The 9217-nt window shown below is 69.8% G+C and carries 11 protein-coding genes; 2 read left to right on the top strand and 9 right to left on the bottom strand.

Annotated elements, in window-relative coordinates; translation table 11 throughout:
• Positions 1 to 24: 24 nt before the first annotated feature.
• From FPZ12_RS44480 to FPZ12_RS44465, 4 genes are read right to left on the bottom strand one after another with little or no spacing between them, the layout of a single operon-like run.
• Positions 25 to 1242, bottom strand: coding sequence for an amidohydrolase (locus tag FPZ12_RS44480; protein WP_144761303.1), 1218 nt, complete (start codon positions 1240 to 1242; stop codon positions 25 to 27).
• Between the two features lie 51 nt (positions 1243 to 1293).
• Positions 1294 to 1761, bottom strand: a complete 468-nt coding sequence (locus FPZ12_RS44475; RefSeq protein WP_144761300.1) for a GNAT family N-acetyltransferase — start codon at positions 1759 to 1761, stop codon at positions 1294 to 1296.
• Positions 1754 to 2662: an aldose 1-epimerase family protein gene (locus FPZ12_RS44470; RefSeq protein WP_144761297.1), complete on the bottom strand. Its 909-nt coding sequence runs from the start codon at positions 2660 to 2662 to the stop codon at positions 1754 to 1756. The genes FPZ12_RS44475 and FPZ12_RS44470 overlap by 8 nt, the downstream gene beginning before the upstream one ends.
• Before the next feature lie 10 nt (positions 2663 to 2672).
• Positions 2673 to 4175: a S53 family peptidase gene (locus FPZ12_RS44465; RefSeq protein ID WP_144761294.1), complete on the bottom strand. Its 1503-nt coding sequence runs from the start codon at positions 4173 to 4175 to the stop codon at positions 2673 to 2675.
• A gap of 63 nt (positions 4176 to 4238) precedes the next feature.
• Here FPZ12_RS44465 and FPZ12_RS44460 point away from each other — a divergent pair, with 63 nt between their 5' ends.
• Together FPZ12_RS44460 and FPZ12_RS44455 are read left to right on the top strand one after the other, a co-directional pair.
• Positions 4239 to 4814: a TetR/AcrR family transcriptional regulator gene (locus FPZ12_RS44460; protein WP_144761291.1), complete on the top strand. Its 576-nt coding sequence runs from the start codon at positions 4239 to 4241 to the stop codon at positions 4812 to 4814.
• Positions 4814 to 5632: an MBL fold metallo-hydrolase gene (locus FPZ12_RS44455; RefSeq protein ID WP_144761288.1), complete on the top strand. Its 819-nt coding sequence runs from the start codon at positions 4814 to 4816 to the stop codon at positions 5630 to 5632. The genes FPZ12_RS44460 and FPZ12_RS44455 overlap by 1 nt, the downstream gene beginning before the upstream one ends.
• A 36-nt stretch (positions 5633 to 5668) precedes the next feature.
• On the opposite strand, the gene FPZ12_RS44450 is transcribed toward FPZ12_RS44455, so the two are convergent.
• From FPZ12_RS44450 to FPZ12_RS44430, 5 genes are read right to left on the bottom strand one after another with little or no spacing between them, the layout of a single operon-like run.
• Positions 5669 to 6079 carry a YbaB/EbfC family nucleoid-associated protein gene (locus FPZ12_RS44450; RefSeq protein WP_144761285.1) on the bottom strand — a complete coding sequence of 137 codons (411 nt, stop codon included), beginning with the start codon at positions 6077 to 6079 and terminating at the stop codon, positions 5669 to 5671.
• Positions 6076 to 6387, bottom strand: a complete 312-nt coding sequence (locus FPZ12_RS44445) for a YbaB/EbfC family nucleoid-associated protein (protein ID WP_144761282.1) — start codon at positions 6385 to 6387, stop codon at positions 6076 to 6078. Before FPZ12_RS44445 ends, FPZ12_RS44450 begins: the two co-directional genes overlap by 4 nt.
• The gene (locus tag FPZ12_RS44440; protein ID WP_243770357.1) at positions 6384 to 7448 is read right to left on the bottom strand and encodes a C40 family peptidase; all 1065 of its coding nucleotides are present in this window, start codon (positions 7446 to 7448) and stop codon (positions 6384 to 6386) included. Before FPZ12_RS44440 ends, FPZ12_RS44445 begins: the two co-directional genes overlap by 4 nt.
• Positions 7449 to 7459: 11 nt before the next feature.
• Complete coding sequence (locus FPZ12_RS44435) at positions 7460 to 7780, bottom strand: hypothetical protein (protein ID WP_144761279.1); 321 nt, start codon at positions 7778 to 7780, stop codon at positions 7460 to 7462.
• Positions 7781 to 7826: 46 nt separating this feature from the next.
• Positions 7827 to 9110: an MFS transporter gene (locus tag FPZ12_RS44430; protein ID WP_166463116.1), complete on the bottom strand. Its 1284-nt coding sequence runs from the start codon at positions 9108 to 9110 to the stop codon at positions 7827 to 7829.
• Between the last annotated feature and the right edge of the window lie 107 nt (positions 9111 to 9217).

The raw sequence follows: 9217 nt of genomic DNA, 5'->3' as shown, positions 1-9217 counted from the left end.
GTTTTTTGGGGTGGGTGGGGCTCGCTAGTGCGATTCCTTGTATCGGCGTTCCACCACTACGCCTTCGCCCAGTGTCTCGTTGAAGGTGTAGACCTCCTTGCCCCGCACGAAAACTCGCAGGGCCCGGTTCATCACATCCAGAGGATCGCCGGACCAGATGACCACATCCGCGTCGAGGCCGGGCTTGAGGGAGCCGATCCGATCGTCAAGGCTGAGCATGCTCGCCGGGTTCACGGTCAGGGCCCGCAGCGCGGCATCCGGCTCCAGGCCGTCCTTCACGGCCAGCGCGGCCTGATACACGAGGAAGTTGATCGGGACGACGGGGTGGTCGGTGGTGATCGAGATTTTCACCCCGGCGCGCGTGAGGATGCCGGCCGAGCGGAGGGTGCGGTGGCGTAGTTCGACCTTGGCCCGCGTCGTGAAGAGCGGCCCGAGGATCACCGGCACGTCTCGTTCCGCGAGCACGTCGGCGATCAGGTGGCCTTCGGTGCCGTGGTTGACGACGAGTTTGTAGCCGAACTCCTCGGCCAGCCGGATGGCGGTCACGATGTCGTCCGCGCGGTGGGTGTGCTGGTCCCAGTAGAGGGTCCCGTCGAGCACCTTCGCGAGGGTCTCCATCGTCAGGTCGACGTCGAAGGGCGTGCCCTCGCCGCGGGCGTGGTCGCGCTGGGCGACGTAATTCCTGGCCTTGGTGAAGGCTTCCCGGATGACGGCAGCCGTGCCGAGGCGGGTGGACGGGGTCTGCCCCTTTTCCCCATAGACCCGCTTCGGGTTTTCGCCCAGGGCGCTTTTCACGCTCACCTGCTCGGCGAAGATCATGTCCAGCGCGGTGCGCCCCCAGGTTTTCACCCCGACCGTCTGCCCGCCGATCGGGTTCCCCGAGCCGGGCTTGATCACGACGCTGGTGACACCACCGGAGAGCGCGTCGTCGAAGCCGACGTCGAACGGGTCGATGCCGTCGATGGCGCGGAACCTCGCGCCGTTCGCATCGGTCATCTCGTTGGTGTCGTCGCCGGACCAGCCTTCGCCCTCTTCGTGCACGCCGAGGTGCGCATGCGCGTCGATGAAGCCCGGCAGCACCCACGAGCCCGCCGCATCGACCAGCTCGGCGTCCTCGGGGATGTCGACATCGGCGTCAGTGCCGACCGCGACGATCTTCCCGTCCTCGATCAGGACCGTGCCCCCGTCGATCGGCTCCCCGTCGACCGGGACGACGTACCCACCCACAATCGCGCTCACCATGATTCGACACGCTAACGAACGAACGCCCCGAGTGTGCAGTGAGGGACCCCTTCACCGGGCGCGTGTCTTTTCGAAATGCACCAGGTGATAACCCTGCTCAGGGGTGCGGTGCGTTTCCCGGTAACCCACCGCCGGGTACAGCCGCAACGGGCCCGTGCTGTGTTCGCCGGTGAACAACGTCAGCTTCTTCACCGTCACCGGCAGCCGCGCTTCGGCGGCGAGCAGCAGCCCGCGGCCGAGGCCACGACGCTGCTGGTCCGGCGCCACCACGAGCCGCCCGACCTCGGCGGACTCGCCGCGTACGAGGATCCGAACCGCGGCGATCAGGCGGCCGTTTTCCCTTGTGCCCCAAGCAAAACAAGCCCGGTCGCGCAAAACCTCGACCAGCTCCCCGAGCGACTCCGTCAGCGGCGGCAGGCCCGGATCGTCGTGGGCCTGCGCCTCCGTGACATACGCGGCGCGCTGCAGCGTGAGCAGCTCACCCGCGTCGGCCTCGCCCAGTCTCAACGGGTCAGCCATGCAGCCTGATCCCCCACGAACCGGTCCAGGACGTGCCCGGCTCCAGGTTGATCAGGTCCGTGCCCGAGTTCAGCGCGTCCGCCGGGCAGGTCATCGGCTCGATCGCCACCGCCCGGCCGCGGCCGACCAGATCCTCCGGCGTGAACACCTGTACCCAGCGGAAATCCGGGCCCGTCCAGACGTCGAGCCGCTTGTCGCCGTGGGAGAGCACGTGGTGGTGCTGCCCGTCCTCGCCGAGCGCGAGCCCGCCGAAAGCCGTGTCCAGGTCGACCTTCGCGAGCACCGTGCCCGAGCGGAAGTCGTACTCCGTACCCTCGACGTCCTGCTCTTCGCCGTAGGGCAGCTGCTCGCCGGCGACGTACGGCCGCACGCGGGTGGCCGAGAGGGTCAGCGTCAGCTCGTCGGTCGGGACGTCGCCGAGCCGGAAGTACGGGTGCGTGCCCACGCCGACCCCGATCTCGGACTCGCCTTCGTTGCGCAGCTCGTGCGTGACGATCAGCTCGCGCGGAGCCACCTCGTAGGTGATGCGGGCGTGCAGCGGCACCGGCCAGCCAGGCTGCTCCGCCACCTCGATCTCGAAGGTGATCGAGGATTCGGCGTGCTCGACGAGCGTCCACTCGCTGTGCCGGGTCAGGCCGTGGATCGCGTTGCCCCGCGCCTCCTCGGTGACCTCCAACTGCTGCAGCTCACCGTGATACGTCCACTGCGCGGCCTTCGTCCGGTTCGGCCACGGGAGCAACACCTGACCGGCGCCCTTCGGCGGCTTCGCGTCCTCCGGGAACGTCTCCACATAGGGGACACCGCTGACCTCGAAGGCGCGCAGCCCCGCGCCGATCTCGGTGACCACGGCGCGGGCGTTGCCGCGAACGATCTCGAACTGCTGTCCAGTGGGGTTGGCCATGCCTCCGAACTTACTGCCCGCGCAAGGCGGCCAGCAGCGCTTCCCCGTCCGGCGCGCCGAGGCCGGTGCACGGGTCCCAGCCCGCCTTCGCCTGGTATGCACCGTTATCGCCCGACGTGATGTCCTTGAACGCCGCCTTCGCCTCCCCGTACAGCGTGGTCTGGACCAGGCCGAGCGGCTTCCCCAGCGCCTGCGCGAACCGCGCGAGGAGCGCGGCCCACAGCGGCGCCACGGCACTGGTCCCGCCGAACACCAGGGACTGCCCATCGACGAGGATCTGGTACCCGGTGGCGGGATCCGCGTCGGCCGCCACATCGGGGACACCGCGCCCGGTCTTCCCGTCGGCGCGCTGCGGAACTCCGGCATCCCGTTGGAAATCCGGCAGCTCGAAGTAGGCGCTGACCCCGCCGCCGGTGGCGCCGCCGCTGCTTCCGTTGTTCCACACCACTTCGCTGCTGTCCGTCAACGTGGTGCCGCCACAGGCGAGCGCATGCGGGCTACTGGCCGGGAAATCGGCGTGCGGCTTGCCGTCGTTCTCCGCGTCACTGCTGCCGTTGTCACCCGAAGCCACGGTGACCGTGACGCCGAGCGCGGCCGCGTCGGCGAGCGCCGCGTCGAAAGCCGTGCGCGCCTGCTCCGTCCACTGATCCTCGGGCGCGCCCCAGCTGATGCTCACGGCGGCGGGCGCCGGGTCCGCGTGCACCGCCGTGCTGAGCGCGTCGAGGAAACCCTGGTCGGTGTTGGGCGCGAAGTACACGACCTGGCGGGCTTTCGGCGCGAGCGCACCGGCGACCTCGATGTCCAGCAGCACTTCGCCGTCCGCGGAGTTCGGGTCGCCGGACGGCGAGTTGAGCCCGCCGTCGACGCTCACGGCCGTGACCTCGGGCGTCTGCAGACCGAGGCTCTGGAAGTACGTGTCGAGTTCCTCGGGCCGGAATCCGCCGCCGAGTTCGAGGATCGCGATCGTCTGCCCGGTGCCGTCGGTCTCGGCGGGGAACTTGTACACCTGCGCGAGATCCGTTGGGCGGTAAGACTTCTTGGCATCCTCGACCGCCTGGAAGTGCGGCTTCGCCTGCGGCCTGTCGTCGAGCCCGAGCACGGCGAGCACCACACCGTCGAGCGCCTCCGGCAGCTGCAGCGCGCCGGTGCGGATCCGGCGGTCTCCGCGGACGAGGTTCAGCTCGACGCCGAAGACGTCGGCCATCGCCGAAGCCGGCCCGGCGAACGTGACCCGCCGCGAACCGGGATGCGCGTCCAGCACCTCGAGACCGGCCGCCGTCAACGTCTCACGAAGGAGGTCGACGTCCGCCGGGTCCGCCCCGTGCCGCTCGCCAAGCGCTTGCGCGGTAAGGGTTTCCGGCCCATACACCAGCTCGGCAGGCAGGTCCGCCCGGCGCCGCAGGACGGCGGTGGCGGCGATCCGCTCGTCGGTCGCGACCGGGCGGAGCACCTCCGCGTCCGCCAGCTCGGCACGGTCACTACCGCGTAACAGCACGTATCCGGGTCGCGTCATGGAGCAACTATGCCACAAAACTCTAACTAGACCGGTCGTCATATTTTGCGCTACGGTCGGACCATGCCTCGCGGAACCGAAACCCGGCAGCGCATGCTCGACTCCGCCGCCGACCTCTTCCACACCCAGGGCTACCACGCGACCGGGCTGAACCAGCTGGTCGCCGCAGGTGGCGCGCCCAAGGGTTCGCTGTACTTCCACTTCCCCGGCGGCAAGGAGCAGCTCGCGGCCGAGGCACTGGAAGTCTCCGGCGAACGGCTGGGGGGCGTTTTACGCCAGTTGCTCGAAGCGGCCGCCGACCCCGCGGACGCGATCGCCACCGTCGTCGAGCTGCTGGCGAAAACCCTGGCGGAATCGGACTTCCAGCGCGGCTGCCCGATCGCCACGGTCGCGCTCGACGCCGCGGCCGAGAGCGAAGCGATCCGTTCGGCGTGCGCGGGCTCGTATGGCGCGTGGCACCGGACGATCGCGGATTACCTGGCGCGCCAAGGAATCGAGCCCGAACGCGCGGAGGCACTGGCCGTCGTCGCGCTCAGTTCGATCGAAGGCGCGCTGATGCTGGCGAAGCTCAACCGCGACCTCGCGCCGATGTACGCCGTCGGCGCGCATCTCCGCGAAACTTATGCGAAGGAGACCTGATGCGCGTCCACCACTTCAACGCGGGCACCATGCGCCCGTTCGGCGGCAAGCTCGTCGACGGCAGGCCCGGCTACCTCCGCGGCTCCGAGCTGGTCTGCCACTGCCTGCTCGTCGAGGCCGGTGACGAGCTGGTGCTGATCGAGACCGGCGTCGGCACGCAGGCCGCCGCGCGGCCGGGCGAATGGCTCGGCGCGCGATTCCGGCTGCTCACCAACGTCCGGCCGACGTTCGAAGAATCCGCGCTGGCACAGGTGAAACGGCTCGGGTTCGCGCCGGAGGACGTGCGGCACATCGTGCTCACGCACCTCGACCTCGACCACGCCGGCGGGCTGGCCGACTTCCCGCACGCGACAGTGCACGTCTACGCCGAGGAGCTACGCTCGCTCGAAGCGCAGCAGACAGCCGCGGAACGCTGGCGCTACCGCAAAATCCAGTTCGCGCACGGTCCACAATGGAGTTCGTACCCGGACACCGGGGAGCCCTGGTTCGGTTTCGACGCGGTGCGCGAGCTCAAGGGCCTGCCGCCCGAGATTCTCCTGGTGCCGCTCGCCGGGCACACCCGGGGCCACGCCGGAGTGGCGGTCGAAACCCCCGACGGCTGGCTCCTCAACGCCGGCGACTCGTACTTCTTCCACGACGAGCTGGACCCGGTGCACCCGCGCATCCCGCCGGGCCTCGCGTTCTTCGAACGAGTCGTGCAGACCGTGTCCGAAGACCGGCTCCGGAACCAGCAACGACTGCGGGAACTGGTGCGGGACAACGAAGTCAGCGTGTTCTGCGCCCATGACCCGGTAGAACTGCGTCGCTTCACGGGTTAGGCCTTCGGAAGCTTCCGCGCGACCCTAGTGGTCGCACTACTCGATGACGCGCCAGCGGTGGGCGTTCGGGTCGACGCCTGGGGTGTACGGGACGACTTCGGCATCCGGGTCGGGTTGCAGGCCCGCGGTGCGCATCATGTCCAGTGCTGCGGCGTCGCCGAGGGCATCGCCGAGGATGTCGACTCCTTCGGCCAGCGCGGCGCGTTGGGCGGTGTACGACAGCTCGACGATCGCCGCGCCGAGCTCGTCCGGGCTCAGCCGCAGCGCCGACTCGTCGAGCCGCAGGTCTTTCAGCCCGCCGTGCACGTCGACGGTGACGTGCACGTTCTCCTCGCCGTTGTACGCCCAGCCGCGCACCTCGGCGAGCCGCGCGGGCAGATTTTCCGTTGCCTGCAAACGGGTTTCGGCATCGGCGAGCAGGCGCTCGGCCGTCCGGCGCTCGGTCATCCGCGCGTCCAATCCCGGTCGAAGTCCTCATCCGCCGCCAGCGCCGGGTCGTACGTCAGGCCCAGGCCCGCTGTCACCTTCGCCGCGTTCCGCCCGAGCACGCGCGCGTACACCTGCTCCGCGCGCTGGTTCGCCTTCGCCGTCGCGCGCGCCGCGGCATCCAGCACCGCCCGCGACAGTTGCGACGCGCCGTACCGCATGGCCTGCGGGGTCACCTTCACCGAACGCAGCCTGCCACCGACACCCGCCTCCACCGTGACGCCGTCGACCGTCGCCTTGCCGACGATTTCGCCGAGGCCCTCGCTCATGCCGACGGCCTGAACACGCCGAGCAGCGGCTCGCCAGCATTGCTGGTGCGCAAGGGAACCACGTGGCACACGTCCCCGGTGTGCGGCTCCTCCACCATCTGCCCGTTGCCGATGTACATCGCCACGTGCCCGCTCCAGATGACCAGATCGCCGGGCTGGATGTCGTTGATGTCGACCTTCTGCCCGACCGTCTGCGTGGCCGCCGTGCGCGGCACCTTCACGCCAGCCTGCCCATACGCCCACTGCGTCAGCCCGCTGCAGTCCATGCCCTTGTTCGGGTCCGTGCCGCCCCACACGTATGGTAGCCCGAGCCGCGACAACGCCGCGCGCACGGCGATGGCGGCGCGCTCGTTCGGCGCGGAAACCGTTTGCCCGCCGGGAAGTTTGATCTGCGTGCCGCTGCCGTACTGGTCCGACGGCGGGAACGTCATCGCGGGCCCCGTCGACCCCGTGTTCCCTCCGCCGCTGTACCCGCCTCCGCCGCTGCTCCCACCGGTGCCGCTGGCGCGCGTCCCGAGCGGGCCGGAGGACGGCGCCGACGCCGGGGCCGTCGAGTCCATTCCGGACATCAGCTCGGTGAGCCTGCCCTTGGCCGCGTTGACGATGTCCGCGGCCTCCTTGGCGTACTTCGCCGACATCCCGGCGATCACCGCGCGGGCCTGCATTTCCGCGCCGGGGTCGGTGCTCGACGCGGCCGCGTTCGCGAGCGTCTGGGCGTCGGCGTCGAACTCCCGCAGCAACGCGTCCACTTGCTGCTTCGCGTCCTTCACCAGACTGGTCGCGTCGCCGATGGTCTGCGCCGTCTTGGCGGCCCAGCTCGACGCGTCGTCCAGCGCCTGGGTGTGTTCCTTCGCCTTGACGCCGAACATGTCCCCGCGGTCGCCGACCCAGTTGCCCTGCAGGCTCGACGCCTCGGTGCTGTGCTGAGTGCTGTAGCCGGTCAGCTTCTTCGACAGGGAATCCAGATCCGACTGCGCCTTGTCGGCCGCGCCGGTGTCCCCCTCGAGCTTCTGGCCCGCCTCCTTGATCGGCGCTTCGTACGGTGCCAGATCGATCGCCACGCGCTTTCCCCTCAGCCCAGTATTCTGCGGAACTGGTCGCCGAAGAGCTGCTCGTCCTCTTCGTAGTCGCCCTTCGCGGTGTGCACCGACTGGCCGAGGTCGTGCACGCTGCCCGCCACCGAGTGCACGTGGGTGTGCATGCGGTCGAGGTGGTCGGTCAGCGCGGCGTGCAGCCCGCTCTCGTGGCCGAGGTCGCCGAACAGGTTGCCGGGCAGGGACAGATTCCCGGCCAGGTGACTCTTGGCCGCGCCCACGATGTCACCGGACAACGTGCTCGCCCGCGAGTGGTATCGCGCCAGGTCGGCGGTGTCGACGGAGATCCCATCAGCCATGCCGACATCCTGCCGCATCGCGCTTCCCCCGGTGGGTGAAAACGCCTTATTTGGCGACGGCCGCGGCCCGGTAGCGCCAGAACGCGGGCAGCAGCGCGACCGCGATGACGATCAGCACGATGCACAGCGCGCCACCGCCGGCGGACGCCGCGGCGGTGCCGACGACGGCGCCGGTCCAGCCGTGCGTGACGTCCGCGATCCGCGGCCCGCCCGCGACGACGACGGTGAACGCGCCCTGCATCCGGCCGCGCATCTCGTCGGTCGCGGCCGCCTGCAGGATGGACTGGCGGTAGATCGCGCTGACCATGTCGGCCGCGCCGCCCAGCACCAGGAACGTGATGGCCAGCCACAACGGGGCCGACAGGCCGAAGCCGACGATCGCCGCGCCCCAGCAGCAGATCGAGATCACCACGGCCACGCCCTGCCTGCGGACCCGGCCGAGCCAGCCGGAGAACAGGCCGATCACCACGGACCCGATCGGGATCGCGGCGTAGAGCCAGCCCAGCGCCAGTCCGCCGCCGGGCGGGTCGCCGAACGTGCGCTCGGCCATCTCCGGGAACAGGGCCCGCGGCATCCCGGCGACCATCGCGATGATGTCCACCACGAACGACGCCAGCAGCACCTTCTGCATGCCCATGTAGCGGAACCCGTCGAGCACGTCGCGCAGGCCCGCGCGCCGCACCTGCCCGGAAAGCGGGGGCATCGACGGCAGCCGCCACACCGTGTACAGCGTCAGCAGCAGGGCGATCGTGTCGATCAGGTACAGGGTCGGCAGCCCCAGCACGGGCATCAGCGCACCGGCCGCCATCGGGCCGAAGATCGTGCCGAACTGGTTCATCGTGCCGCTCAGCGCCGTGGCCGCCGGGAGCAGTTCGGGCGGCACGAGCCGGGCGACGACCGCGCTGCGGGTCGGCATGTTGATCGCGAAGAACGCCTGGTTGCAGGCGAGCAGCACCAGCACCAGCCACACCGAGCCGACGTTCAGCCAAGCCTGCAGCCACAGCAGCGCCGAGATGATCGCGATACCCGTGTTGCCGAAGATCAGCAGCTTGCGCCTGTCCACGGTGTCCGCGATCGCGCCGCCCCACAGCCCGAAGATCAGCAACGGCACGAGCGCGACGGCACCGGTCAGGCCGACCCAGCCCGAGGAGCCGGTGAGGTCGAAAACCTGCTTGGGGACCGCGACGGTGGTCAGCTGGCTGCCGATCGCGGTGACCGCGGTGCCGATCCAGAGTCTGCGGAAGGCCGGAATCCTGAGCGGCCGGGTATCGATGACGACGGAGCCGAACCGTTTCCGTTTGCCGCCCTTGGGCCCAGCCTCGACAGTCACAACCGTTCAGCTTAGTGGAGCTAAGTAGTTGAGCTGGGGTGATTTTCCACGCAGGGCTGGGCCGTTGCCGCCGGGCGTGTTGGCCCCTCCCGCCGACGTGTTGGCCC

This window comes from Amycolatopsis acidicola, assembly GCF_007713735.2.
GTDB lineage: Bacteria > Actinomycetota > Actinomycetes > Mycobacteriales > Pseudonocardiaceae > Amycolatopsis_E > Amycolatopsis_E acidicola.
Note: the sequence above shows the minus strand (reverse complement) of the source record. Positions and strands in the feature narration are given on the sequence as shown.

Coding starts and splice junctions, on each gene's coding strand:
- FPZ12_RS44450 (WP_144761285.1), bottom strand. CDS start 6,079: ATGACCGAGCGCCGGACGGCCGAGCGCCTGCTCGCCGATGCCGAAACC.
- FPZ12_RS44445 (WP_144761282.1), bottom strand. CDS start 6,387: ATGAGCGAGGGCCTCGGCGAAATCGTCGGCAAGGCGACGGTCGACGGC.
- FPZ12_RS44465 (WP_144761294.1), bottom strand. CDS start 4,175: ATGACGCGACCCGGATACGTGCTGTTACGCGGTAGTGACCGTGCCGAG.
- FPZ12_RS44480 (WP_144761303.1), bottom strand. CDS start 1,242: ATGGTGAGCGCGATTGTGGGTGGGTACGTCGTCCCGGTCGACGGGGAG.
- FPZ12_RS44435 (WP_144761279.1), bottom strand. CDS start 7,780: ATGGCTGATGGGATCTCCGTCGACACCGCCGACCTGGCGCGATACCAC.
- FPZ12_RS44470 (WP_144761297.1), bottom strand. CDS start 2,662: ATGGCCAACCCCACTGGACAGCAGTTCGAGATCGTTCGCGGCAACGCC.
- FPZ12_RS44455 (WP_144761288.1), top strand. CDS start 4,814: ATGCGCGTCCACCACTTCAACGCGGGCACCATGCGCCCGTTCGGCGGC.
- FPZ12_RS44475 (WP_144761300.1), bottom strand. CDS start 1,761: ATGGCTGACCCGTTGAGACTGGGCGAGGCCGACGCGGGTGAGCTGCTC.
- FPZ12_RS44460 (WP_144761291.1), top strand. CDS start 4,239: ATGCCTCGCGGAACCGAAACCCGGCAGCGCATGCTCGACTCCGCCGCC.